General features: G+C 67.9%; 25 protein-coding genes. 15 read left to right on the top strand and 10 right to left on the bottom strand.

All coding sequences use genetic code 11. From position 1 onward, the window contains the following. Positions 1–190: 190 nt before the first annotated feature. Complete coding sequence (ppgK, locus tag A5740_RS15835) at positions 191–1,015, bottom strand: polyphosphate--glucose phosphotransferase (protein ID WP_076195427.1); 825 nt, start codon at positions 1,013–1,015, stop codon at positions 191–193. Between the two features lie 160 nt (positions 1,016–1,175). Here ppgK and A5740_RS15830 point away from each other — a divergent pair, with 160 nt between their 5' ends. Continuing rightward, positions 1,176–2,033: an inositol monophosphatase family protein gene (locus A5740_RS15830; protein WP_076195426.1), complete on the top strand. Its 858-nt coding sequence runs from the start codon at positions 1,176–1,178 to the stop codon at positions 2,031–2,033. On the opposite strand, the gene cei is transcribed toward A5740_RS15830, so the two are convergent. Then, complete coding sequence (cei, locus tag A5740_RS15825) at positions 2,007–2,657, bottom strand: envelope integrity protein Cei (protein ID WP_076195425.1); 651 nt, start codon at positions 2,655–2,657, stop codon at positions 2,007–2,009. The genes A5740_RS15830 and cei overlap by 27 nt on opposite strands. A 165-nt stretch (positions 2,658–2,822) precedes the next feature. Between cei and A5740_RS15820 the strand changes: the two genes are divergently transcribed. Then, positions 2,823–3,125: a DUF4193 domain-containing protein gene (locus A5740_RS15820; RefSeq protein ID WP_003880601.1), complete on the top strand. Its 303-nt coding sequence runs from the start codon at positions 2,823–2,825 to the stop codon at positions 3,123–3,125. Between the two features lie 93 nt (positions 3,126–3,218). Here the strand turns inward: A5740_RS15820 and A5740_RS15815 are convergent, their stop codons facing one another. Then, positions 3,219–3,716, bottom strand: a complete 498-nt coding sequence (locus A5740_RS15815; RefSeq protein ID WP_076195453.1) for a DUF3093 domain-containing protein — start codon at positions 3,714–3,716, stop codon at positions 3,219–3,221. A gap of 25 nt (positions 3,717–3,741) precedes the next feature. Between A5740_RS15815 and dut the strand changes: the two genes are divergently transcribed. Both dut and A5740_RS15805 read left to right on the top strand, forming a co-directional pair. Beyond that, positions 3,742–4,206: a dUTP diphosphatase gene (dut, locus tag A5740_RS15810; RefSeq protein ID WP_076195424.1), complete on the top strand. Its 465-nt coding sequence runs from the start codon at positions 3,742–3,744 to the stop codon at positions 4,204–4,206. Beyond that, the gene (locus A5740_RS15805) at positions 4,206–4,994 is read left to right on the top strand and encodes a DUF3710 domain-containing protein (protein WP_076195423.1); all 789 of its coding nucleotides are present in this window, start codon (positions 4,206–4,208) and stop codon (positions 4,992–4,994) included. Before dut ends, A5740_RS15805 begins: the two co-directional genes overlap by 1 nt. 3 nt (positions 4,995–4,997) lie before the next feature. On the opposite strand, the gene A5740_RS15800 is transcribed toward A5740_RS15805, so the two are convergent. Further along, entirely contained in the window at positions 4,998–5,717 is a 720-nt protein-coding gene (locus A5740_RS15800) for an alpha/beta fold hydrolase (protein ID WP_076195422.1), read from the bottom strand. A gap of 134 nt (positions 5,718–5,851) precedes the next feature. On the opposite strand from A5740_RS15800, the gene A5740_RS15795 reads away from it, so the two are divergent. Together A5740_RS15795 and A5740_RS15790 are read left to right on the top strand one after the other, a co-directional pair. Next, positions 5,852–6,223 carry an OB-fold nucleic acid binding domain-containing protein gene (locus A5740_RS15795; protein WP_076195421.1) on the top strand — a complete coding sequence of 124 codons (372 nt, stop codon included), beginning with the start codon at positions 5,852–5,854 and terminating at the stop codon, positions 6,221–6,223. A gap of 98 nt (positions 6,224–6,321) precedes the next feature. After that, entirely contained in the window at positions 6,322–6,921 is a 600-nt protein-coding gene (locus A5740_RS15790) for a DUF3159 domain-containing protein (RefSeq protein ID WP_139335160.1), read from the top strand. Between the two features lie 6 nt (positions 6,922–6,927). Here the strand turns inward: A5740_RS15790 and A5740_RS15785 are convergent, their stop codons facing one another. Together A5740_RS15785 and A5740_RS15780 are read right to left on the bottom strand one after the other, a co-directional pair. Continuing rightward, complete coding sequence (locus A5740_RS15785) at positions 6,928–7,596, bottom strand: TrkA family potassium uptake protein (protein WP_076195419.1); 669 nt, start codon at positions 7,594–7,596, stop codon at positions 6,928–6,930. Further along, complete coding sequence (locus A5740_RS15780; RefSeq protein ID WP_139335157.1) at positions 7,596–8,270, bottom strand: TrkA family potassium uptake protein; 675 nt, start codon at positions 8,268–8,270, stop codon at positions 7,596–7,598. The genes A5740_RS15785 and A5740_RS15780 overlap by 1 nt, the downstream gene beginning before the upstream one ends. A gap of 105 nt (positions 8,271–8,375) precedes the next feature. Between A5740_RS15780 and A5740_RS15775 the strand changes: the two genes are divergently transcribed. Further along, positions 8,376–10,373: an APC family permease gene (locus A5740_RS15775; protein WP_076195417.1), complete on the top strand. Its 1,998-nt coding sequence runs from the start codon at positions 8,376–8,378 to the stop codon at positions 10,371–10,373. Next, the gene (locus tag A5740_RS15770; RefSeq protein ID WP_076195416.1) at positions 10,370–11,563 is read left to right on the top strand and encodes a class I SAM-dependent RNA methyltransferase; all 1,194 of its coding nucleotides are present in this window, start codon (positions 10,370–10,372) and stop codon (positions 11,561–11,563) included. The genes A5740_RS15775 and A5740_RS15770 overlap by 4 nt, the downstream gene beginning before the upstream one ends. 19 nt (positions 11,564–11,582) lie before the next feature. Here the strand turns inward: A5740_RS15770 and A5740_RS15765 are convergent, their stop codons facing one another. Beyond that, positions 11,583–12,674, bottom strand: coding sequence for a GGDEF domain-containing protein (locus tag A5740_RS15765; protein WP_076195415.1), 1,092 nt, complete (start codon positions 12,672–12,674; stop codon positions 11,583–11,585). 161 nt (positions 12,675–12,835) lie between these two features. Here A5740_RS15765 and nhaA point away from each other — a divergent pair, with 161 nt between their 5' ends. Then, positions 12,836–14,128, top strand: coding sequence for a Na+/H+ antiporter NhaA (gene nhaA / locus A5740_RS15760; protein ID WP_076195414.1), 1,293 nt, complete (start codon positions 12,836–12,838; stop codon positions 14,126–14,128). Positions 14,129–14,155: 27 nt separating this feature from the next. Beyond that, the gene (dxs, locus tag A5740_RS15755; protein ID WP_076195413.1) at positions 14,156–16,066 is read left to right on the top strand and encodes a 1-deoxy-D-xylulose-5-phosphate synthase; all 1,911 of its coding nucleotides are present in this window, start codon (positions 14,156–14,158) and stop codon (positions 16,064–16,066) included. A 6-nt stretch (positions 16,067–16,072) separates the two neighbouring features. Here the strand turns inward: dxs and A5740_RS15750 are convergent, their stop codons facing one another. Together A5740_RS15750 and A5740_RS15745 are read right to left on the bottom strand one after the other, a co-directional pair. Next, positions 16,073–17,329 carry a ribonuclease D gene (locus A5740_RS15750; RefSeq protein ID WP_139335156.1) on the bottom strand — a complete coding sequence of 419 codons (1,257 nt, stop codon included), beginning with the start codon at positions 17,327–17,329 and terminating at the stop codon, positions 16,073–16,075. Positions 17,330–17,333: 4 nt separating this feature from the next. Continuing rightward, positions 17,334–17,870 carry a DUF3000 family protein gene (locus A5740_RS15745; RefSeq protein WP_254849207.1) on the bottom strand — a complete coding sequence of 179 codons (537 nt, stop codon included), beginning with the start codon at positions 17,868–17,870 and terminating at the stop codon, positions 17,334–17,336. Between the two features lie 156 nt (positions 17,871–18,026). Here A5740_RS15745 and hemE point away from each other — a divergent pair, with 156 nt between their 5' ends. From hemE to A5740_RS15725, 4 genes are all read left to right on the top strand, one after another. After that, entirely contained in the window at positions 18,027–19,088 is a 1,062-nt protein-coding gene (hemE, locus tag A5740_RS15740; RefSeq protein WP_076195410.1) for a uroporphyrinogen decarboxylase, read from the top strand. Beyond that, the gene (locus A5740_RS15735; protein ID WP_076195409.1) at positions 19,085–20,440 is read left to right on the top strand and encodes a protoporphyrinogen oxidase; all 1,356 of its coding nucleotides are present in this window, start codon (positions 19,085–19,087) and stop codon (positions 20,438–20,440) included. Before hemE ends, A5740_RS15735 begins: the two co-directional genes overlap by 4 nt. Positions 20,441–20,444: 4 nt before the next feature. Further along, entirely contained in the window at positions 20,445–21,149 is a 705-nt protein-coding gene (hemQ, locus tag A5740_RS15730) for a hydrogen peroxide-dependent heme synthase (protein WP_076195408.1), read from the top strand. A gap of 261 nt (positions 21,150–21,410) precedes the next feature. Further along, positions 21,411–22,154 (top strand): class I SAM-dependent methyltransferase, encoded by a 744-nt coding sequence (locus A5740_RS15725; protein ID WP_076195407.1) that lies wholly within the window; start codon positions 21,411–21,413, stop codon positions 22,152–22,154. Positions 22,155–22,163: 9 nt separating this feature from the next. On the opposite strand, the gene msrB is transcribed toward A5740_RS15725, so the two are convergent. Beyond that, the gene (gene msrB / locus A5740_RS15720; protein ID WP_076195406.1) at positions 22,164–22,580 is read right to left on the bottom strand and encodes a peptide-methionine (R)-S-oxide reductase MsrB; all 417 of its coding nucleotides are present in this window, start codon (positions 22,578–22,580) and stop codon (positions 22,164–22,166) included. Between the two features lie 90 nt (positions 22,581–22,670). On the opposite strand from msrB, the gene A5740_RS15715 reads away from it, so the two are divergent. Beyond that, a complete protein-coding gene (locus A5740_RS15715; protein WP_139335155.1) occupies positions 22,671–23,420 on the top strand; it encodes a helix-turn-helix transcriptional regulator in 750 nt (249 codons plus the stop codon). Positions 23,421–23,436: the final 16 nt, after the last annotated feature.

Below are 23,436 nucleotides of genomic sequence, written 5' to 3'. Positions count from 1 at the left end.
CTCGCGAAATTCTCGGTGGGCATGGGCATGCTCCACCGAAAGCGTCTGCTGTCGAATGTCGGCGTTGCTATCGGCTGGGATATACACCGCTATTCGGTAGGCGGCCGCCGAGGACCATTGTAACGACAGTGTGGGTGTACACCGCGTCGAGCGGCAAATTTCGACAGCTCAGCGTCGCGAAGCGGCAAAGTTACCCGACGGTAGGTCGGGGTCCGACAACCACCACGGGTTCCTGACTGGCCATGGCGGCACCCACGATGCCCGCGCTGTTGAGCAACGCCGCGGGCACGATCGGGGTGCGGATCTTCAACAAGGGCAGCCACTTGTCGGCCTTGCGACTGATGCCACCCCCGGCGATGAACAGGTCCGGCCAGATCGCATTCTCGATGGCCACCAGAACCTTGTTCACCTCCTCGGTCCAGCGGGCATAACTCCAGCCCTTGCGTTCCTTGACCGAGGACGCGGCACGGTGTTCGGCCTCCTTGCCGCCCACCTCCAGATGGCCAAATTCGGTGTTGGGCAACAAGACACCGTTGTGGATCACCGCCGAGCCGATGCCGGTGCCGAATGTCAGCAGAACCACGACCCCGGAGTTGTCCTTGCCCGCCCCGTAGTGCTCCTCGGCGAGACCGGCGGCGTCGGCGTCGTTGAGTACGCGCACCGGTTGACCGCCGAGCGCGGCGCTGATCGCCTCGGCGGCGTTGACGCCGATCCAACCCTTGTCGACATTGGCGGCGGTGCGCACGATGCCGTCGGTGACGACGCCCGGATAGGTGACACCCACTCGTCCGGTCCAGCCGAACTCGGCAACCACCGCGGCGACAGTTTTCGCCACGGCGTCGGGGGTGGCCGGTTGCGGCGTGTCGAGCTTGAATCGCTCGCCGACCAACTGGCCGGTGTCGAGGTCGACGATCCCGCCCTTGATCCCGCTGCCACCGACGTCGACACCGAATCCGCGGCGACCGGAGTCGCCGCCGGGCCCCGAACCTGTTGCGGGCGCGTCGGGTGCGGTCATGGGTGCTCCTTTGCGGGACAGGCGGAGGGACAAACCAAGGCGCGCTCCCACCCTAATCGCTGAACGGTGTGGTGGTTGAACCTTGCGGTCGAACGCCCCGGGTTGGTGCCGGCGTCCATGCCGAAGCGACTTTTCGGTCGGAAGATGTTGCGATAGAGCGGTGACCGACAACAGATTCGATGCTCCAGCCCTGCGGGTGGTCGCCGAGCAATTGGCTACCGAAGCCGCCGAGTTCGTCCTGCGTCGTCGTGCCGAGGTGTTCGGTAGCGCCGTGAACTCCGACGGGTCCCGGGTACGTGACGACGTCCGGACTATCAGATCCAAGAGCACCCCGACGGATCCCGTCACGATCGTCGACACCGAGACCGAACGATGGCTGCGCGAGCGACTGGCGGTGTTGCGCCCCGGCGAGGCGATCCTGGGGGAGGAGGAGGGCGGCCGCCAGGACGGTCGTCGTGGACTCAGCTGGGTGATCGACCCGATCGACGGCACGGTGAACTTCGTCTATGGAATTCCGGCATATGCGGTGTCGGTGGCCGTGCAGTACGACGGACGGTCGGTGGCCGGCGCTGTCGCAGATGTGGCTGCCGGTGAGGTCTACTCGGCGGCGCTGGGGCATGGGGCCGCGGTCGTTCGGTCCGGGGTGCGGATCCCGCTGCGGTGCAGCAACGCCGAGGATCTGTCGATGGCGTTGTTGGGGACGGGATTCGCCTACGACACGCTCCAGCGCGCCGAGCAGGCCGGTGTGTTGGCCCAGATCCTGCCTGCGGTCCGCGACATTCGCCGCATCGGCTCGTGCGCGCTCGATCTGTGCATGGTGGCCGCGGGCCGGCTGGATGCCTACTACGAAGCGGGCGTTCAAGTCTGGGACTGGGCCGCGGCCGCGCTGATCGCCGCCGAGGCCGGAGCCACGGTCTGGGTGCCCAGCACCTCCGACATCGAGCAGGTGGCCGCCTCGGCGCCGGGCATCGCCGACGCTCTGCACGATGCGCTAGCAGGCGCCGGTATGGATCTTTGACAGCAGTTCGGGGTCGGACGGCGCGGTGGCATCCGGGCGCAGGCTGGCCAGCACGGCGTTGATGTTGTCGCTGCTGGCCAGTTCGCTGAACTCGGTGCCCAGGGCGAGATCGATTGTGGCGTCCGGCCTTTCGTCCTGGAACAACTCGGTGCAGGGAGCCACCAGCCACAGCGCGGCGGCGGCAGCACGGCCGGATGGGCCGAACCGGATCTGGCCTTGACACTCCAGCCGGGTGGCGGAGTAGATGGGATCGTTGGCGGCCTCGGGTTGGGCGAAGCCCAGGTCACGCAGCGCCCCGGCCACTTCGCCGGCCTGACCGCCCTGCCCGCTGGCGTTGAGCACCCGGATCTTGGTTTCGGCCAGCGGCGCGGGAGTCACCTCGGTCATCGCCGAGCGGGCCACCTGTTCGCCCAGTTTCGGGGTTGCCGGGTCGGCGGCAGGCGGCGGGTCGTTGCAGACCGCGGCCTCGTGCACATCGGTGGGTTGATTGAGCGCGATGATCCAGACGATCAGCGTCACCAGCGCAAGCGCGACGAACAGCACGATGCCCGGAACGAAACTGCGCCGACGGAACGGTCGACCATGCCGGTCGAAGGCGGTGCCATCGGTGATTTGCGCGACCACACCTGCACTCTAAGGGCAAGGGTGGCGGTGGACGCAGCAGAGCTCAGACGCCACTGTGATGTAAATCACAGTGGAACGTGTGGCAATACGGGCACGAATCATTTGGGGAATGCGTTCGACGCTGGTACAAACCTCTGCTGCAAGGTAAGGGAGGGGACACAGACGATGGCTACCGACTACGACGCCCCGCGGCGATCCGAAGCTGACGAGGTTTCCGAGGATTCGCTGGAAGAGCTCAAGGCGCGGCGCAACGAGGCGCAATCAGCCGTGGTGGATGTCGACGAATCGGAGACCGCCGAGTCGTTCGAGCTACCCGGCGCAGACCTGTCCGGCGAAGAGCTTTCCGTGCGGGTGGTGCCGAAGCAGGCCGATGAGTTCACCTGCTCCAGCTGCTTCCTGGTCCATCACCGGAGCCGGCTGGCCAGTGAGAAGAACGGCGTGATGATCTGCACCGACTGCGCGGCCTGACAGCAGCGCAGCCGCTCAAGCCTCGTTCGCGGCTCCGCCACTCAGGCGGGATTCGCGGCTTTGCCGCTTAAGCCTCGTTCGCGGCTCCGCCGCTCACGCCGGATTCGCGGCTCCGCCGCGGAGCGCCGCCAGGACCCGCTCCGGACGCCGCGAACTCACCAACCAGTACGGGGTGGGGTCGTCCGGATCGTCGAGCACCACCAGCACCATCGGGCCGACCCAGGCGCGATGCACGACATACGCGGCCGGGTCGAGCTGACGGCCCAGCGCCGCCGTTTTCGCCGACCGTGGCACCTCGGCGGTACGCGAGATGACGTCGGTCGGCAGGTGTGCGTCACCGACCCACAACTCGGTGTTCCCGCCGGCGTGGCCCACCACCTTCAGCTCGGTCTTGCTGAACCACATCAACACCGCCGCCGCCACGCCGAAGAGCAGGACGTAAGGCAGCCACGCCGGAATGGCCGGAGCCGCCAGGCCGATCTCGAAGGCAATCACCGCTGCCAGCACGGCAGCCGGCAGTGACCACCACCACGGCACCCACAAACGCTCGCGATAGAGAACGCTTTGGGTGGTTGCACGCGTGTCTGACACGCGGCTCAGAGTAATCTGTGACGTCGTGTCCACCTCTCTGGCGGTCGTCCGATTGGACCGCGAACTACCGATGCCCAGCCGGGCGCACGATGGTGACGCGGGCGTAGACCTCTACAGCGCCCAGGACGTCGAGCTTGCCCCCGGCCAGCGAGCGCTGGTGCCCACCGGCGTCGCCGTGGCCATCCCGCACGGCATGGTCGGGCTCGTTCACCCGCGATCGGGTTTGGCTGCCCGCGTGGGTCTTTCGATCGTCAACAGTCCGGGCACCATCGACGCCGGCTATCGCGGCGAGATCAAGGTCTCGCTGATCAACCTCGACCCCGACACGCCGATCGTGGTCAGCCGCGGTGACCGGATTGCCCAGCTGTTGGTTCAGCGGGTAGAACTGCCCGAGTTGGTCGAGGTGACCTCATTCGACGAGGCCGGCCTGGCTGACACCTCCCGTGGCGACGGTGGCCACGGTTCCTCCGGCGGACATGCGAGTTTGTGATGGCATTCGGAAAACGCAAGAGCAACGCTTCGGCTGAAGACGCCGCTGATCGGCAGGAAGGTCAGCCGGTGGGTGATCCGCCCGCTTCGGCGGACGCCGGCGACGACGTCGATCAGGGGCCGTTCGACGTCGAGGACTTCGACGATCCCGAAGTCGCCGTGCAGGGGCGGCTCGACCTCGGTTCGGTGCTGATCCCCATGCCCGACGGCGGGCAGGTCCAGGTCGAGCTCAACGAGGCCGGAGCGCCCAGCGCGGTGTGGGTGGTGACGCCCAACGGACGGTTCACCATCGCCGCCTATGCCGCGCCCAAGAGTGCGGGCCTGTGGCGTGAGGTGGCCGGTGAGCTCGCCGACTCGCTGCGCAAGGATGCGACCTCGGTCAGCATTCAGGACGGCCCGTGGGGGCGCGAGGTGCTCGGTGTGGGCAACGGCGGCGTGGTGCGTTTCATCGGCGTCGACGGATACCGCTGGATGGTGCGCTGTGTGGTCAACGGTTCGCCGGAAACCATCGACGCACTGGCCGCCGAAGCGCGGACGTCCTTGGCGGACAGCGTGATTCGTCGCGGTGACACACCTCTGCCGGTGCGCACGCCGCTGGCGGTGCAGCTGCCCGAGCCGATGGCGGCCCAACTGCGCGCCGCGGCGCAACAGGCGGCGATGCAGCAGGCTGCCCAGCAGATGTCCGCCGCTCAGGATCCGCCGGCCGATCAGCCGCCGGCCGAGCCGGCGGCTCGGCGCAGCGTGCAGGGTTCGGCGATGCAGCAGCTTCGCACCATCACCGGCGGCTGACCGTCAGCCGACGACGGTGGCGTCGACCGCATCCTGCAACGCCGCCACACAGGCGGCGCCCAACGCGCCGGTGTCGACGCCCATCTGTTCGAGGGTGACGGAGCGCAACGCTGCCTGCGGGGCCGCGGCCACCCACTCGTAGCCGACTTCGGCGGGATGCACGGGATCGTCGGTTGCCACTGCGACACCCATCGGCACCCTGAGCAGTTCGAGCTCGGCGCAGTCCGGTGCCCGGTAGCCGGCCGCTTCTTCCATCGCGTCGGGCAACGTGGGCCACTGGCCCACCCAGGACCGGGCCAGTTCGTCGGCCAGCCACGGCATGCTGGCAGCACGCATCTGTGCGACCGCGGACGCCAGCCCGTCCCGGCGCAACAGTTCGGCCGACTGCCGGGCCAGCAGTGCGGCCGGTGCATGTTGGGACGAACCCGTCCAGGGCGGCAGGGCGGCCAGCACCGCCACCGCACGGGTGGGGTGGTCCAGTGCCCATCGGGCCGCGACCACCGCCCCGATCGAGACGCCGCCGACCGCGATGGGGCCCGACCGCGCCGCGTCGTCGAGCGCGTGCAGATAACCCTCGATGAGCCGCTCGGGTGTCGGAGGCGGGGTCACCACAAGTGCGTCCAGATCGTGCAGTGCAGCGGAAAATGCCCGGTAGACGTAGTTGTCGTCGGACCCGGTACCGGGCAGCAGAACGGTTGGGACACTGCGCAGAATGACGCTCATCACACGATCGTGCCTGCCCCGTCAAATCATCGGCGCGCCGACCCGTACCCCACGTGGCATTCGTCGAACAAGAGGGCTACCGTGGCGTTGGTTGGGCGGATTCACAGTGGATCCGCAGAAGGTCAGGAGAGGCCATGGCTACGGCCGAAGGGTATCTGCGCCGGCTTACGCGACGCCTGACGGAAGACCCCGAACAGCTTGATGTCGAAGAGCTCAGCGATGAAGCCGCGAACACCGGCGCACTGCGGGCGATCGACGTTCAGCGCGGCCAGGAAGTGACGATGGTCGGCACCCTGCGCAGCGTCGAATGTAACGGCAAGGGGTGTTCCGGCGGCATCAAGGCCGAACTGTTCGACGGCACCGACACGGTGTTGCTGGTGTGGTTGGGTCAGCGCCGCATCCCCGGTATCGAATCCGGGTGCACGCTGCGCGTGCACGGTCGCGTGGGCAAGCTGGAGAACGGCACCAAAGCGATCTACAACCCGCGCTACGAAATCCAGAAGTGAGTCAGGCCGAACCGAACGCAGGCAACGCGCCTCAACCCGCCGAGAGCGAGCCGGCACCGGCCCCTGCCCACGGCGGCGGGCGGGCCGTGTTGGACCAGATGGGTGGGGTCAGCGGCCTCATCTATTCGTCGTTGCCGGTGGTGGTGTTCGTCCCGGTGTCCACGGCATTCGGCCTGATGCCCGCGATCGCTGCCGCGCTCGGGGTGGCGACCCTGATCCTGATCTGGCGGCTGGTCCGCCGCGAATCTGTTCAACCGGCGGTGTCGGGATTCTTTGCCGTCGGCGTCAGCGCGCTCATCGCGTATCTGGTGGGGGAGTCGAAAGGCTATTTCCTGCTTGGTATTTGGACGTCACTGCTGTGGGCGGTGGTGTTCGGGGTGTCGGTGATCATCCGCCGCCCGGTGGTCGGTTACATCTGGGGTTGGGTCAACACGCACGACCGCGAGTGGCGTGGTGTGCGCAAGGCCGTGGTGGCCTTCGACGTCGCCACGCTCACCTGGGTCGTGGTGTTCGCCTCGCGGTTTCTGGTCCAGCAGTACCTGTACGACTCGGATGAGACCGGTTGGCTGGGCTTCGCCCGCATCGCGATGGGCTGGCCGCTGACCGCGGTCGCGGCGCTGGTGACCTATCTCGCCATCCGGTCCGCGCAGCGTGCGGTGCACGCCGCCGACGACGCCCACGGCGTCGATGCAGATTAGCGCCGATTAGCGCGGCGCCGGACGCAGCAACAGCTCGCGCAGTTCGTCCTCGGACTCGGTGACCGCGACGAACAGCAGTTCATCGCCACCCTCGAGGGGCTCGTCGGATTCGGGCACGATCACCCTGGCTCCGCGCAGGATCGTCACCAACGCGGTGTCGCGGGGCAGATCGAGGCGCTTGACGGGTTTGCCGCCCCACGGGGTGTCGTCGGGCAGGGTGATCTCGACCAGGCTGGCCTGCCCCTTGCGGAACTCCATCAGCCGGACCAGATCGCCGACTGCCACGGCTTCTTCGACCAGCGAGGCCAGCATCCGCGGCGTCGACACCGCCACGTCGACGCCCCAGTTCTCGTCGAACAGCCACTCGTTGCGAGGATCGTTGACCCGGGCCACCACCCGGGGTACCGCGAATTCGGTCTTGGCGAGCAGGCTGACCACGACATTGGCCTTGTCGTCGCCGGTCGCCGCGATCACCACGTCGAATTCCTCGAGCTTGATCGACTCCATCATGGTGAGCTCACAGGCATCACCCAGCCGCCAGTGCGCGGCCGGGATGGCGTCGACGTCGATGTGGTCGGGGTTGCGTTCGAGCAGGGTCACGTCGTGGTTGCTCTCCAGCAGCTCGCGGGCGATGGAACGGCCCACGGCCCCCGCCCCGGCGATGGCAACTTTCATCAGTGCGACTCCAAGTCCTCGCTCGGCGGCAGCGCCGCGATCGCCAGCGCCTCGGCGATGTGGCCCGACACGGCGGCGACGTACACCTGGTCGCCGGCCTGGATCACGGTCTTCGGCTCGGGCAGATAACCGCTCCCGAGCCGGATCATGAACGCCACCCGGCCGCCGGTGGCCGCCTCCAGTTCGGTGACCAGATGTCCGGCCCAGTCCTGGTGCAACGGAAGTTCGGCCACACCCACGTTGCCCGAGGGGTCACGCCATTTTGTGGTCTCGGTCTCTCTGGTCAGCACGTTGAGCAGACGATCGGTGGTCCACGGCACCGTGGCCACGGTCGGGATACCCAACCGCTCGTAGACCGCGGCACGCTTGGCGTCATAGATCCGGGCCACCACGCGCTCGACGCCGAACGTCTCGCGGGCCACCCGCGCCGAGATGATGTTGGAGTTGTCACCGGAGGAGACGGCGGCGAACGCGCCGGCCTCCTCGATCCCGGCGCGCAGCAGGACATCGCGGTCGAAGCCCATGCCGAGCACGCGTTCCCCGGCGAACTCCGGCGAAAGCCGATGGAACGCGGTGCTGTCGCGGTCGATGACCGCAACCTCGTGGCCGATGCGGGCCAAGCTGTCCGCGAGGGACGCGCCGACTCGACCGCACCCCATGACGACTACACGCACCCGACGGTCCTTTCCGGTCGCAGAAGAGCGCTGTTGCTCTCTCCGTGCCCTCGAACGCTACAGCTTTGTGACGACTTTTCGTCTTCGGGCTTAGTCTTGGCTCTCGTGTCCAAGCTTTCGACGGCAGCGCGCCGGTTGGTACTGGGGCGGCCGTTTCGCAGCGACAAGCTCTCGCACACGCTGTTGCCCAAACGGATCGCCCTGCCGGTGTTCGCCTCCGACGCGTTGTCGTCGGTGGCCTACGCGCCCGAGGAAGTTTTCCTCGTGCTGTCGGTGGCCGGGCTGACGGCCTACTCACTGACCCCGTGGATCGGGCTGGCGGTGGCCGGCGTCATGCTGATCGTGATCGCCAGCTATCGGCAGAACGTTCATGCCTACCCTTCCGGGGGCGGTGATTACGAGGTCGTCACCACCAACCTCGGGCCCACCGCCGGTCTGACCGTGGCCAGTGCACTCATGGTGGATTACGTGCTGACGGTGGCCGTCTCCATGTCGTCGGCGATGTCGAACATCGGCTCAGCGGTGCCGTTCGTCGCGCAACACAAGGTGTTGTTCGCGGTGGTGGCGATCCTGCTGCTGGCGTCGATGAACCTGCGCGGGCTTCGAGAGTCCGGTACCGCGTTCGCTATTCCCACCTACGCGTTCATGGTCGGCATGTTCATCATGTTGGGCTGGGGGTTGTTCCAGATCTATGTTCTGGGTCATCCGCTGCGGGCGGAATCCGCAGGCTTCGAGATGCATCCCGAACACGGTGAGGTGCTCGGCTTCGCGCTCGTGTTCCTGGTGGCGCGGGCGTTCTCGTCGGGTTCGGCGGCGCTGACCGGTGTCGAGGCGATCAGCAACGGTGTGCCGGCCTTCCGGAAACCCAAGTCCCGGAACGCGGCAACCACCCTGCTGCTGCTCGGGGTGATCTCGGTGACACTTTTGATGGGCATCATCCTGCTGGCCAAGGCCACCGGCGTGCAGATCGCCGAGCGTCCCCACGAGCAGCTGATCGGTGCACCTCCCGATTACCACCAGAAGACCTTGATCGCCCAGCTTGCCGATGCGGTGTTCCACAATTTCCCGGTCGGTCTGTATTTGATCGCCGGGGTGACCGCGCTGATCCTGATGTTGGCCGCCAACACCGCCTTCAACGGGTTTCCGGTGCTCGGCTCGATCTTGGCGCAGGACCGCTTCCTGCCGCGGCAGCTGCATACCCGAGGTGATCGGCTGGCCTTCTCCAACGGCATCTTGTTCCTGGCGCTTGCCGCGATCGCTTTCGTGGTCGCGTTCCGGGCCGAGGTGACCGCGCTGATCCAGCTCTACATCGTCGGGGTGTTCGTGTCGTTCACGCTCAGCCAGATCGGCATGGTGCGGCACTGGACCCGCTTGTTGCGCACCGAAACCGATCCGACGGTGCGCCGCAAGATGATGCGGTCGCGCATCATCAACGCGGTCGGCCTCACCGCAACCGGCGCGGTGCTCGTGGTCGTGGTGGTGACGAAGTTCGCCGCCGGAGCCTGGATCGCGATCCTGGCGATGACCGCGCTGTTCGTCGTCATGAAGATGATCCACCAGCACTACGACACCGTGGCCCGCGAGCTCGAGGCGCAGGATGAGAGCGAGGGTGGTGACATCGTGCTGCCGAGCCGCAACCACGCGGTGGTCCTGGTGTCGAAACTGCACCTGCCCACCAAGCGGGCGTTGGCGTATGCGCGTGCTACGCGGCCCGACGTGCTGGAGGCGATCACGGTGAGTGTGGACGACGCCGAGACCCGTGCCCTGGTGCATCAGTGGGAGGACAGCGACATCAGCGTGCCGCTGAAGGTGATCGCCTCGCCGTACCGCGAAATCACCCGGCCGGTCCTCGATTACGTCAAACGGGTGACCAAGGAATCACCGCGGACCGTGGTGACGGTGTTCATCCCCGAATACGTCGTGGGTCACTGGTGGGAGCAGGTGCTACACAATCAGAGTGCGTTGCGGCTCAAGGGCCGGCTGCTGTTCATGCCGAACGTGATGGTGACCTCGGTTCCGTGGCAGTTGAATTCGTCGGAGCGGTTGAAGGCGCTGCAGCCGCGTGCCACCCCCGGCGATGCCCGCAGAGGATTCCTGGAGTGACCGAGCTCATCCTGACCGCGGGTTCGGCGGCCAACGGCGGCAGTTGCGTGGCACGCCACGAGGGCCGGGTGGTGTTCGTCCGGTACGCGGTGCCCGGTGAGACGGTGCGGGTCAACGTGTTCGACGAACGCGGATCGTATTGGCACGCCGAGGTGGTCGAGGTGTTGGAACCATCGCCGGACCGCGTCGACCCGCTGTGTCCGATCGCCGGGGTCCACGGCGCCGGATGCTGCGACCTGGCGTTCATCGCGCCGCAGGCGGCGCGCCGCATCAAGGGTTCGGTCGTGGCCAACCAGCTCTCGCGGCTCGGCGGGTTCACCTGGCGCGACGAGCAGACGGCCGTCGCCGAGGCGGTCGGCGACGGCGAGGCACGGGGCTGGCGGAGCCGCGTGCGGCTGGACACGACATCCGACGGCCGAGCCGGATTCCACCGCTACCACAGCGCCGACCTGGTAACCGAACTCCATTGCGGGCAGCTGCCCCCCGAGCTGACCGCCGGGCTGGAGACGGTGCGTTGGACTCCGGGCGCGCACGTGCACGCGGTGTTGGATGCAGACGGTCGTCGGCACGTCGTGCAGTCCGGTCCGAAGGCCGGCCGCAAGAGCGCCACGCGGGTCGTCGAGGGGGATTACGAGGCCGTGCAGCGGATCGGCGGCCGGGAGTGGATGCTGCCGGTGACCGCGTTCTGGCAGGCCCATCGTGATGCGGCCGAACTCTACAGCCGGCTGGTCGCCGACTGGTCCGAGCTGCAACCGGGCATGACCGCGTGGGACCTCTACGGTGGCGCAGGGGTTTTCGCCGCCGCGTTGGCGCAGCAGGTCGGGCCCGACGGTCGGATCCTGACTGTCGACACCTCGCGTTCGGCATCGCGCACGGCCCGCCGAGCGCTGGCCGATCTGCCGTGGGTCTCGGTGGTCACCGATTCGGTGCGTCGCGCGCTGTCAGCCGAGTCGGGGCGTCCGGACGTCGCGGTGCTCGATCCGCCCCGCACCGGCGCCGGCCGCGAGGTGATCGACGCACTGGCCGCCACCGAGGTGCCCAGAATCATCCACATCGGTTGTGAGGCCGCGTCTTTCGCTCGAGATGTGGGGATGTATGTGCGGCACGGTTACTCCGTGGAGGACTTGCGGGTGTTCGATTCTTTCCCGCTCACCCACCACGTGGAGTGCATCGCGGTGCTGACCCGCTGAGGGAACTCATCGGTGCCGCTCACTCGGTGCGGTCGTCGGGCCCGGTCGTCGGGGTGGGGAAGTGCGCATAGGTGGCCCGGTTGCCGCCCTCGGCCTTCGACTGGTTCATCGCGGTGACGGCCAGGGCCACCAGGGCGTCGACGATCTGCTCGGTGGGTAGTTCGGTCAGCGGCCGCAGTTGGCTGCACGCCGTGCCGATGCTGGCGGTCAGGCGCATGGGCGTGGTGGTGATCGCCATGCGGATCCGGTTCACCAACGGTGAGGGATCGTTGGTCTTGAACACGTCGGCGATCAGGAACTCGCTGTCGGACACGTGGGCCAGCGGCACCTTGTGTCGCACCGTCTCGCGCATCGCCTGCGCAACGGCGACCCGGGCGTGCAACGTGCTGTGGCTGCCGTCCATGTCGCTCAGCAACGCCATGTCGTCGATACCGACCGCCACGACCACCAGGTACTGGTCGTCGTGGCGACTGTGGGAGCCCAGCATCGTCGCGGTGTGCATGTCGAAGGCCTCGCGGTTGAGCAGACCGGTCAGCGGGTCGATCTCGGCGGGATGCTGGACGCGGTCGGGCTCGATCAACTCGACGGCTATCCGTACCAGGGCCGAGGTGCTCAGGATCACCAGCAGTGACACCAGTGCCCCGGCGATCCCGAGCCAGATGTCGGTCAGTGCCACCCGCACGCCGAGACAGATCACCACCGCGGCCGAGGCCAGCCAGGTCAGGTGCAACACCCGCCGACTGTGCAGAAACGCCGTATAGCCGGTGACCAGGCTCAACGAGCTCGACCCGAGCAGTCCGACGGTCGGATCCACCAGCAGGATGCAGGTGGCCCCGATACACACCGTGCCGATGCACACCACGATCCAGGACTGGGTGCGGCTGGGCCACTGGCGCCGCCACCACCATTGGGCCAGCGTCAGACCTCCGACACCGACACCCACCGCCACGTACTGCAGGGCCCCGTGTGGACCTTGCGGGCTGATCAGTACCAACAGCGGGATCAGGCTCAGCCCGATGATCGTGGCGCCGACGGTGCGTTGCATCAGGGTGCGCTTGCCCTGGGCAGCGAGCAGGGCGGTACGCGCGTAATAGTGATCGAAAGGACTCAACCAGCACCCCGGACTTGTCGACTTCGCCTCTACTTTACGTAATCACGGCGACGGCCGGTTTGTGGTGGATTCGAGGTGCCGGCGGGCCTGTTAGCGTGATTCCCTGGTGTGCTGGGAAGTCTGGTCGGCGGTCGTTGAATGCTGAGCACAGGAGCCCCCGGATGACTGACCGCCGTGACCACCGCGGCCGACGCCTGCTGGCGCGTGGATCGTGGCCCGAGTGGCAGCGGGTGTCCGACTTGCTGCGCACCGAGACGTTCGGCGGGGCGTTGCTGCTGGCGGCGGCGGGTGCGGCGCTCGTGTGGGCCAATTCGCCGTGGTCGTCCGGCTATCACCGGCTCTCGGAATTCGTCGTCGGCCCGCAGTCACTGCACCTCGATCTTTCGCTGTCGTCCTGGGCCGCCGACGGTCTGCTGGCCATCTTCTTCTTCGTCGTCGGCGTGGAACTCAAGCGGGAGTTCGTCGCGGGAGATCTGCGGGACCCGGCCCGTGCGGCGCTGCCGATCGCGGCCGCCGTCGGCGGCATGGTGGTGCCTGCGGTGATCTTCGTCGGAATCAACGTTTTCTCGGACCATCCGGAGACGCTCGACGGGTGGGCGGTGCCGATCGCCACCGACATCGCCTTTGCCTTGGCGGTCCTGGCCGTGGTGTCCACGCACCTGCCCGCGGCGCTGCGGATCTTCCTGTTGACGCTGGCCGTGGTCGACGATCTGCTGGCGATCACCGTGATCGCCCTCTTCTACACCGATCACGTCGCGCCCGGACCGTTGCTGGGCGCTCTGGTGCCGATCGGGCTGTATGCGCTCGCCGTGCAGCGCGGCGCTCGGCAGTGGTGGATCCTGTTGCCGCCGGCGGTGTTGGCCTGGGCGCTGGTGCATGCCAGTGGCGTGCACGCCACGGTGGCCGGGGTGGTGCTGGGATTCACCGTGCCGGTGCTGGGTCGCCATGCGTCGGCCAAACACTTCGAACACCTGGTGCGGCCGCTGTCGGCCGGGTTCGCCGTCCCGGTGTTCGCATTCTTCGCCGCGGGCGTGACCGTCGGCGGGTGGTCGGGCTTCTCGGCGGCGTTGTCGCATCCGGTGACCATCGGCGTGATCGTGGGCCTGGTGCTCGGCAAACCGATCGGCGTGCTGGGCACCACCTATCTGCTGGCTCGCTTCACCCACGCGACCCTGGACGAGGATCTTGCCTGGCGCGACGTGCTGGGTGTCGCGTTGTTGGCCGGCATCGGGTTCACCGTCTCGCTGCTGATCGGCGAACTCGCCTTCGGGCACGGCACTGTCGCCGACGACGACGTCAAGATCGCGGTGGCCACCGGATCGGTGGTCGCGGGCCTGCTGGCATCGGTGGTTCTGGTGTCGCGCAATGCCGTATACCGGCGAATTCACCAGCTGGAAACCCTCGATGCCGACGACGACGGGGTGCCCGACATCTATCAGCCTCGACAGGACTGAATTCTGATGCGTGCGTACACTGGCGGAATGCTTGAACAGGTCCGCGGTCCCGCTGATCTGCAGCACCTGTCGCAGTCACAATTGAGTGATCTGGCGGTCGAGATCCGGCAATTTCTGATCCACAAGGTGGCTGCGACCGGCGGACATCTTGGCCCCAATCTGGGTGTCGTCGAACTCACGCTGGCGCTGCACCGGGTGTTCGATTCGCCCCACGATCCGATCATCTTCGACACGGGTCATCAGGCCTACGTGCACAAGATGCTGACCGGGCGGGCACAGGAATTCGACACCTTGCGTTCCAAGAACGGTTTGTCGGGATACCCGTCGCGCAGCGAGAGCGAGCACGACTGGGTGGAGTCCAGCCACGCCAGCACCGCGCTGTCCTATGCCGACGGTCTGGCCAAGGCGTTCGAGCTGACCGGGCACCGCAACCGGCACGTGGTGGCCGTCGTGGGTGACGGCGCGCTGACCGGTGGGATGTGCTGGGAGGCGCTGAACAACATCGCCACCGGGGGTCGCCCGGTGGTCATCGTCGTCAACGACAACGGCCGCAGCTACGCACCGACCATCGGTGGGTTCGCCGAACACCTGGCCGCCCTGCGGTTGCAGCCGGGCTACGAGCGGCTCCTTGAGGAGGGCCGCAAGGCGGTGCGCGGCCTGCCCGTCGTGGGTGAGTTCTGCTACCAGTGCATGCACAGCATCAAGGCCGGCATCAAGGATGCGATCGCCCCGCAGGTGATGTTCACCGACCTCGGCCTGAAGTACGTCGGCCCGATCGACGGTCATGACGAGCATGCGGTGGAGAACGCGCTGCGGTACGCCCGAGGCTTCAAGGCGCCGGTGATCGTGCACGTGGTGACCCGCAAGGGCATGGGGTATGCGCACGCCGAGAACGACGAGGCCGATCAGATGCACGCCTGCGGCGTCATCGATCCGGAGACGGGGTTGCCGACGAAGGCTTCGGGCCCGGGGTGGACCTCGGTGTTCTCCGACGAGCTCGTCAAGATCGGTGCCAAACGCCGCGACGTCGTGGCGATCACCGCGGCGATGCCGGGCCCGACGGGGCTGAGCGTATTCCGGGATCGCTTCCCCGACCGGTTCTTCGACGTCGGCATCGCCGAGCAGCACGCCATGACCTCGGCGGCCGGGTTGGCGATGGGCGGCCTGCACCCGGTGGTGGCGCTCTATTCGACGTTCCTCAACCGGGCGTTCGACCAGCTGATGATGGACGTCGCTTTGCACAAGTTGCCCGTCACCATGGTGCTCGACCGGGCCGGGGTCACCGGGCCTGACGGCGCCAGCCACAACGGGGTCTGGGATCTGTCGATCCTGGGCATCATCCCGGGTCTGCGTGCGGCCGCCCCCCGCGACGGCGCGCGCCTGCGCGAGGAACTCAACGAGGCGTTGGCGATCAACGACGGTCCGACCGCCCTCCGCTTCCCCAAAGGCGATGTGGGCGAAGACATTCCGGCGATCGAGCGCCGCGGCGGCGTCGACGTGCTCGCGGTTCCGGCGGCCGGTCTCACCGACGACGTGCTGCTGGTGGCGGTGGGATCGTTCGCGTCGATGGCCTTGGCGGTGGCCGAACGGCTGCGCAACCAGGGCATCGGGGTCACGGTGGTAGATCCACGCTGGGTGCTCCCGGTCCCCGAGGTTGTCGGTGAGTTGGCCCGCGAGCACAAGCTGGTGGTCACCGTCGAGGACAACGGGGTGCACGGCGGCATCGGTTCGTCGGTGTCCGCGGCGCTGCGGCACGCCGAGATCGACGTGCCGTGCCGGGATCTCGGTGTCCCGCAGGTGTTCCAGGACCATGCCTCACGCGGTGAGGTGCTCGCCGAGATCGGGTTGACCGATCAGCACATCGCGCGCCAGATCACCGGCTGGATTGCCGCGATCGGGGTGCCCGAGGGTGAGGAAGTCGGCCACCAGGTCGATTGACGGGGATCAGTCGCTGCTGCTGAGCGCCTTGGTCAACACCGGGATCGTCAGCTCCCGCTGCCAGGGCCGGACGTTGGCCGCAACGAGGAATTCCGATATCGCGGTGGCGACGTCGCCGGTGGGGTTCCAGTCCCAGCACAGCCGGCGCACCACCTCGGGGGTGATGAGGTTCTCGGCGGGCACCGAGACCCGTTGCGACAGCTCGGCCAGGCCGGCCCGCGCGGCTTCCAGCCGGGCGGCGGCCTCCGGTTTGCGTCTGGCCCAGCGGGCCGCCGGCGGCGGGCCGCTCTGGGCGTCGTTGGCTTCCGGCGGATCGGTGTTGTCCCGGGCCCGGTCCAGCGCGTCCAACCAGACCTCGGCGCTCTTGCGCTGTTTGGAGCCGCCGAAGATCGGCAGTGCGATGAGCTCGTCGACCGTCTTGGGATCGGCCGTGGCGGCGTTGATGATCGCGGAGTCGGGCAGGATCCGGCCCGGGGCGATGTCGCGACCGCGGGCGATGGTGTCCCGCGTCGTCCACAGTTCGCGGACCGCGGCCAGCGCCTGCGGGTTGCGCACCTTGTGGATACCGGAGGTGCGCCGCCAGCGGTCACGCCGGGTGGGCTGCGCTACGTAGGCCCGCAGATACTCGAATTCCTGTGCCGCCCAATCGGTTTTACCCTGTTCTTCGAGGACCGCGGCGACCGCGTTGCGCAGTTCCAGCAGTACCTCGACATCCAGGGCGGCATAGTTGAGCCACTCCGCGGGCAGCGGGCGCTTGGACCAGTCGGCCGCGCCGTGGCCTTTCATCAGTTGCAGACCGAGCAGGCGTTGCACCATCGCGGCCAGGTTGACTCGCTCGAAACCGGCCAGCCGGCCCGCGAGTTCGGTGTCGTAGAGCCGGCCCGGGCGCAGGCCGATCTCCGACAGACAGGGCAGGTCCTGGTCGGCGGCGTGCAACACCCATTCGTCGTCGGACAGGGCATCGGCCACGGGCGCCATCGCGTCGATGGGGGAGCCGCCGTGGTTGACCGGATCGATCAGCGCGGTCCCCGAGCCGGAGCGGCGGATCTGCACCAGGTAAGCGCGATTGGAGTAACGGAAGCCCGATGCGCGTTCGGCGTCGATCGCGAACGGGCCACTGCCCTTTGCCAAAGATATTGCCGCAGAAGAAATTTCATCTGCGGTGACACAGACGTCGGGAACGCCATCGGCAGGGGTGAGCAATGGGGTTGCTTCGGCCTCGGCGGGCTCGGTGGCTTCTGAGAGTCGAGGGTCCTCGTCCATCATGTCAAGCGCGGGTACGGGAATTCAGGTCGGTGACACCGGCCGGCGGCAAGCCGGCGGCGTGTTCGAGAACTTCGCAGAACGCCTCGACGTGCGGGCCCAATTCCAGATTGGTGGCGGTCCAGGACGCCCGCAACTCGAGCTGATGGGCGCGCGGCGGGCCGGAGATGTCGCCGTAGCGCACCGACGTGGTGGCGGTGACGGTGCCGCCCAGCGCCGTGACGTGCTCGGCACGCGATTCCAGGGCATCCACGAGCCAGCTCCAGGCCACCTCGGGAAGCAGCGGGTCGACGGCTTCACTGGAATCGAGGTCGGCCTGGATGTAGGCGACCAGGCGCATCGTGCCGTCCCACGCCTCGGCCCCGTCGGGGTCGTGCAGCAGGATCAACCGTCCGAAGGCGTCGCCCTCGGAGCGCTCGGGGACCACCGTGGTCTCGGGATGTCGTACCTCGGCGCCCAGTGCGTAGCTGTACGGCGCCAACCGCTGTGGCGGGCGTATCGGACCCAGCTCGATTTCCGGCCGCACGGTGGTGGCACTCATGGCCGCCACCGCCGTCCGGAACTGGGCCGGTTCGGCAGAGGTCACGGCGTTTGACGCTAGCGGATGCGGCCAGGACAGTTCGCAGGCGCGCCGTAGCGGGAGCGTCACGAACCGGCAACGGTCTGCGCCGGCGGGCTCGTGGCACCATAGGAGCCGATGAACACCCGCCGGGAGCTGCCCGATTCCCCCTATCTTGCCGCCGCGAGCGGCCGCACCCCGCACCGTGTGCCGGTGTGGTTCATGCGGCAGGCCGGCCGCTCGTTGCCCGAATACCGCGAGTTGCGCGCCCAGCACCGCATGCTGGAGGCCTGCTTCGATCCCGAACTGGTCTGCGAGATCACCCTGCAGCCGGTGCGCAGGCATGGTGTCGACGCCGCGATCCTGTTCTCCGACATCGTGGTGCCGCTGAAGGCGTCGGGAATCGGCTTGGACATCGTCCCGGATGTGGGGCCGGTGATCGAACACCCGATCCGCACATCGGCCGACGTCGACGCCATGAAACCGCTTGAACCAGAGCAGGTCTCGGCGGTCTCGCAGGCTGTCTCGATGTTGGTGCGTGAGCTGGGGGAGGTGCCGCTGATCGGCTTTGCCGGTGCCCCGTTCACCCTGGCGTCCTACCTGGTGGAGGGCGGTCCCAGCCGTCACCACGAGCGCACCAAGGCGATGATGCTCGGCGAGTCGGCCACCTGGCATGCCCTGATGACCTCGCTGACCGATCTGACCATCGCGTTCCTGCAGGCTCAGGTCGACGCCGGGGTGGATGCCCTGCAGGTCTTCGACTCGTGGGCCGGGACGTTGTCGCTGGCCGACTACCGCACGTACGTTCTCCCGCACACCACCCGGGTGTTCGCGACCATGGCCGCCGCGGGTGTGCCGATGACGCATTTCGGCGTCGGCACCGCCGAGCTGCTGGGCGCGATGTCCGAGGCGCTGGGCTCCGCGCCGGCCACCATGGTCGGGGTGGACTGGCGCACGTCGCTGGTCGACGCCGCGGCCCGGGTCAAGCCGGGCACCGCGCTGCAGGGCAACCTCGATCCGGTGGTGCTGCTGGCGGGTTGGCCGGTGGCCGAGCAGGCGGTGCGCCGCGTGGTCGACGACGGTCGTGCCGCGGTGGCGGCGGGGGCGGCCGGTCACGTCTTCAATCTGGGCCACGGTGTGCTGCCGGCGACCGACCCCGGCATCATCACCGAGGCGGTGACGCTGGTGCACTCGCTGTGAGTGCCGCTTATTGCGTTGTCGGCGGGGGCGTCTCGGGCCTTGTCGCGGCGTACCGGTTGCGGTTGGCCGCCGGGCCGCGAGCACAGATCACGGTGCTCGACCCGGCCGACCGCCTCGGCGGGGTATTGCGCACCGAACGGGTCGGCGGGCAACCGTTCGACGTCGGAGCCGAAGCGTTCGTGGCGCGCCGGCCCGAGATGCTGGATCTCCTCGAGGAGCTGGGCCTGACGGGCCGGCGGCTCAGCCCCACCGGTGCCCGCCCGCTGATCTACAGCGGAGCCCGGTTGCATCAGCTGCCGCAGGGCACACTGCAGGGCATTCCGGCCCAGGCGTCGTCGATGCTGGGTCTCGTCGACGACGACACCGTGGCGCGAATCCTCGATGAACGTAACCGGCCGCTGCGCTGGAGCCGGGGCGCGGATCCGTCGGTCGCTGACCTGGTCGGAGACCGCTTCGGCCCGCAGGTGGTCACCCGGTCGGTCGACCCGCTGCTCAGCGGGGTGTACGCCGGGTCGTCGGCCACGATCGGCCTGCGTTCGGCCGTTCCATCGTTGGCCGCCGCGCTGGATCGCGGTGCTCGCAGCCTGACCGAGGCGGTCCGAGCCGCCCTGCCGCCGTCGTCGGACGGCCCGATCTTCGGTGCGGTCGACGGCGGCTACACGGTGCTGCTGGAGGAGTTGGCGCGTCGGGCCGACGTGCGCTGGGCCCAGGTTGCCGCGGTGCGGGTGGATCGTCGTGACCGTGGCTGGGCGGTGCTCGACGACGAAGGCGCGCAGTGGCACGCCGACGCGGTGCTGCTGGCGGTTCCGGCGCCACACCTGCCTGGGCTGATCGAGCACATCGCGCCGCGTACCGCCGTCGCGGCCCGACGTATCCGGGTGGCCTCGGCCGCGGTGGTGGCCCTGGCCCTGCCCGGCGGGACGCCGTTGCCGCAGCAATCGGGGGTGCTGGTGGCTGCGGGGGAACGCTTGAACGCCAAGGCCGTCACCATGTCGTCGCGCAAGTGGGGCCGACGCGGCAACGTCGAGTTGGTGCGGTTGTCTTTCGGCCGCTACGGCGACGATATCGCGCGCAGTACCGGCGACGAGGACCTGTTGACCTGGTCGGCCCGCGATCTGAACACCCTGTTCGGTGTCACCGTGGACCCGGTGGACAGCCATGTGCACCGCTGGATCGACGCGATGCCACAGTACGGTCCCGGCCATGGCGATCTGGTCGCCGAACTGCGGGCCGGGCTGCCGCCGACCTTGGCGGTGGCCGGCGCATATCTCGACGGAATCGGGGTGCCCGCGTGTGTGGGCACCGCCACCCGGGCGGCCGCGGAACTGGTGAACGCCCGCGTGGCACGATAGGCCTATGGCCAAGCTGGACTACGACGAACTGAACTCCACCATCCGCTACCTGATGTTCTCGGTGTTCGCGGTGCAACCTGGAATCCTGGGTGCAGAAGACACTGCCCGTGCCGAGGTGACCGACGAGGCGGCGGCGTTCTTCAAGACCACCGAAGAACGTGGTGTGGTGGTGCGCGGTCTGTACGACGTGGCCGGCTTGCGCGCCGACGCCGACTTCATGTTCTGGACCCATGCGGACAACATCGAGGCGCTGCAGGCGACGTACTCGGACTTCCGCCGCACCACCGCGTTGGGCCGGATCAGCGACCCGGTGTGGAGCAGTGTGGCGTTGCACCGGCCGGCCGAGTTCAACAAGAGCCATGTCCCGGCTTTCATCGCCGGTGAAGACGCGGGCAACTACATCTGCGTCTACCCGTTCGTGCGGTCCTACGAGTGGTACCTGCTGCCCGACGAAGAGCGTCGCCGCATGCTCTCCGAGCACGGGATGGCCGCCCGCGGCTACAAGGACGTGCGGGCCAACACCGTGCCGGCATTCGCGCTCGGCGACTACGAGTGGATCCTCGCCTTCGAAGCGCCCGAACTGCACCGCATCGTCGATCTGATGCGCGATCTGCGGGCTACCGACGCGCGTCGGCACACCCGTGAGGAGACGCCGTTCTTCACCGGCCCGCGGATCAGCGTCGAGGATCTCGTCGCCAAGTTGCCCTGACCTGGGCTATCCATCCACGGGTCTACTCTGGCCGTGCCGCCGCCCGCTTTGTCACGCTGGAGTGGCTGTCGAGCTCCGCTGCCACGCTGGAGTGACAAAGCAGGTCCGGTCGTTTCGCGATTGTCACGCTGGAGTGGCCCTCGCCGTCGGGCGCCACTCCAGCGTGACAATCGGGTGGCGTGGGGCCGCCATGATCCGCAGACAAGTCCGGCGCGAGCGGCCTGACCTGGGCTATCCATCCACGGGTCTACTCTCGCGGACATGACTGCTCCGCAAGAATCCGATCGATTCGAAGAGATGTATCGCGACGAGCGGACATCGCACGGACTGCCCGCCGCGACGCCATGGGATATCGGCGGGCCGCAGCCGGTCGTGCAGCAGCTCGTCGCACTGGGCGCCGTCAAGGGGGAGGTGCTCGATCCCGGCACGGGACCCGGGCACCACGCCATCCACTACGCGTCAAAAGGGTTGTCGGCCACCGGTATCGATGCCTCACCGGCCGCCATCGAGCGGGCTCGGCAGAACGCGCGGCAGGCCGGGGTGACCGTTGACTTCCAGGTGGCCGACGCCACGAAGCTGGACGGGCTGGAAGGCAGGTTCGACACCGTCGTCGACACCGCCTTCTACCATGTGTTCACCGACGAGCCCGAACTGCAGAAGTCGTACGTGCGGGCCTTGCACCGAGCCACCAAACCCGGTGCGCGGCTGTACATGTACGAATTCGGTGAGCACAACGTCAACGGCTTCAAGATGCCGCGGTCGATGTCGGCCGACGATTTCCGCGGCGTGCTCCCGGAGGCCGGCTGGGAGATCACCTACCTCGGGACGACGACCTACCAGGGCAACGTCAGCGTCGAGGCGTTCGAGACGATGTCTGCGCGTAACCCCGACAGGGCCGACCAGATGGCGCCGGTGTTGGAGCGACTGCGGGTGATCGAACCGTGGCTGGTCGACGGCCGCGTGCACATGCCGTTCTGGGAGGTGCACGCCACCCGGGTCGACTGAGGCCGCTCGTCACTCGGACGCGGGCACCAGCTTCAGTGAGATGGAGTTGATGCAATACCGCTGATCGGTCGGGGTGGGGTAGCCCTCACCTTCGAACACGTGGCCGAGGTGGCTGTGGCAATTGGCGCACAACACCTCGACGCGACGCATCCCGAGTGAGTCGTCGGAGCGCAGGATCACCGCATCGGAATCGGTCGGGTCGAAGAACGAGGGCCACCCGCAATGCGATTCGAACTTCTCGGTGCTGCGGAAAAGCTCGGCGCCACAGGCCCGGCATTCGTACACGCCCTCGGTCTTGGTGTCGGTGTACTCCCCGGTGAAGGGCCGCTCGGTGCCCGCGCGACGCAGCACCGCGAACTCCTCGGGGGTCAACTTCTCGCGCCACTGGTCATCGGTCAGTTGCAGCTTGGGACCGTCGGTCGTCATGACCCCAAATTACGTGGTGTCCGCCGGTGCGCGCCAGGTACGCCGGATCGCTACCCGACGCCGGCGGTCGTCAGCGCGATAGCCTGCGGTATGAGCGGCAGTTGGTTCACCAGACCAGGCGTGACGGCGGTGGTGGGTTCGTTCGGTGACATCGAGGTGCACCACCATCCCGCGGTGCAGATCGCGGTCGGGATCGACGGCCCGCTGGTGTTGGTGGCCGGCGACGGTACCGAACAGCGCTGCTCCGTCGCGGCGGTGGCCAGTGGTACCCGGCATGCGATGCGGCCGGGCGGTGCGAGCGCCGCGCTGTCGGTCTATCTCAGTGCTGAAACACCCACTGCGACAAGGCTCAACGCGGTGATCCGGGCACGGGGTGCCAGCCCCGGGCTGTGGGCGATCGACGGTGACGATTCGCCGGCGGTGGTGGTGGCTGCCGCAGTGCGGGCCGAGGATCTCGCCGACGCGGCGGACATGGTTGTCGACGCCCTGCTCGGCTGGGCCGGCGCCGACACCGAGGCGGCGGTGCACCCGCAGGTGAGGGCGGCGATCCAACTCGTCACGGCCTGGATGCCGAGTCCGACGGATCTGGGCTCGGTCGCCGGTGAGGTGGCGATCTCGGCGGACTATCTGGGCCGGCTTTTTCGCAGACAGACCGGAACGTCGTTCGGGGCGATGGCGCGGTGGACGCGCCTGCTGTGCGCGCTGGAGTATCTCGGCGCCGGTGCGTCGATCACCGATGCGGCACATCAGGCCGGATTCGCCGACGGCGCTCACGCCGCGCGGGTGTGCCGTGAGTTGACCGGTGTCGCCCCCAGTGACGTCGCACGGGCGTTGGGCTGATCGGACGGATCCATAC

Source organism: Mycobacterium sp. GA-1841 (assembly GCF_001954135.1).
Taxonomy (GTDB): domain Bacteria; phylum Actinomycetota; class Actinomycetes; order Mycobacteriales; family Mycobacteriaceae; genus Mycobacterium.
The sequence above is the reverse complement of the archived record's forward strand: the minus strand, read 5'-3'. Positions and strand labels throughout refer to the sequence as shown.

What these genes read in the sequence shown, in the direction of transcription:
- ppgK (WP_076195427.1), bottom strand. Translation starts at nt 1,015, where the DNA reads ATGACCGCACCCGACGCGCCCGCAACAGGTTCGGGGCCCGGCGGCGAC.
- A5740_RS15820 (WP_003880601.1), top strand. Translation starts at nt 2,823, where the DNA reads ATGGCTACCGACTACGACGCCCCGCGGCGATCCGAAGCTGACGAGGTT.
- A5740_RS15805 (WP_076195423.1), top strand. Translation starts at nt 4,206, where the DNA reads ATGGCATTCGGAAAACGCAAGAGCAACGCTTCGGCTGAAGACGCCGCT.
- A5740_RS15800 (WP_076195422.1), bottom strand. Translation starts at nt 5,717, where the DNA reads ATGAGCGTCATTCTGCGCAGTGTCCCAACCGTTCTGCTGCCCGGTACC.
- A5740_RS15795 (WP_076195421.1), top strand. Translation starts at nt 5,852, where the DNA reads ATGGCTACGGCCGAAGGGTATCTGCGCCGGCTTACGCGACGCCTGACG.
- A5740_RS15790 (WP_139335160.1), top strand. Translation starts at nt 6,322, where the DNA reads ATGGGTGGGGTCAGCGGCCTCATCTATTCGTCGTTGCCGGTGGTGGTG.
- A5740_RS15785 (WP_076195419.1), bottom strand. Translation starts at nt 7,596, where the DNA reads ATGAAAGTTGCCATCGCCGGGGCGGGGGCCGTGGGCCGTTCCATCGCC.
- nhaA (WP_076195414.1), top strand. Translation starts at nt 12,836, where the DNA reads ATGACTGACCGCCGTGACCACCGCGGCCGACGCCTGCTGGCGCGTGGA.
- dxs (WP_076195413.1), top strand. Translation starts at nt 14,156, where the DNA reads ATGCTTGAACAGGTCCGCGGTCCCGCTGATCTGCAGCACCTGTCGCAG.
- A5740_RS15750 (WP_139335156.1), bottom strand. Translation starts at nt 17,329, where the DNA reads ATGGACGAGGACCCTCGACTCTCAGAAGCCACCGAGCCCGCCGAGGCC.
- A5740_RS15745 (WP_254849207.1), bottom strand. Translation starts at nt 17,870, where the DNA reads ATGAGTGCCACCACCGTGCGGCCGGAAATCGAGCTGGGTCCGATACGC.
- hemE (WP_076195410.1), top strand. Translation starts at nt 18,027, where the DNA reads ATGAACACCCGCCGGGAGCTGCCCGATTCCCCCTATCTTGCCGCCGCG.
- hemQ (WP_076195408.1), top strand. Translation starts at nt 20,445, where the DNA reads ATGGCCAAGCTGGACTACGACGAACTGAACTCCACCATCCGCTACCTG.
- A5740_RS15725 (WP_076195407.1), top strand. Translation starts at nt 21,411, where the DNA reads ATGACTGCTCCGCAAGAATCCGATCGATTCGAAGAGATGTATCGCGAC.
- msrB (WP_076195406.1), bottom strand. Translation starts at nt 22,580, where the DNA reads ATGACGACCGACGGTCCCAAGCTGCAACTGACCGATGACCAGTGGCGC.
- A5740_RS15715 (WP_139335155.1), top strand. Translation starts at nt 22,671, where the DNA reads ATGAGCGGCAGTTGGTTCACCAGACCAGGCGTGACGGCGGTGGTGGGT.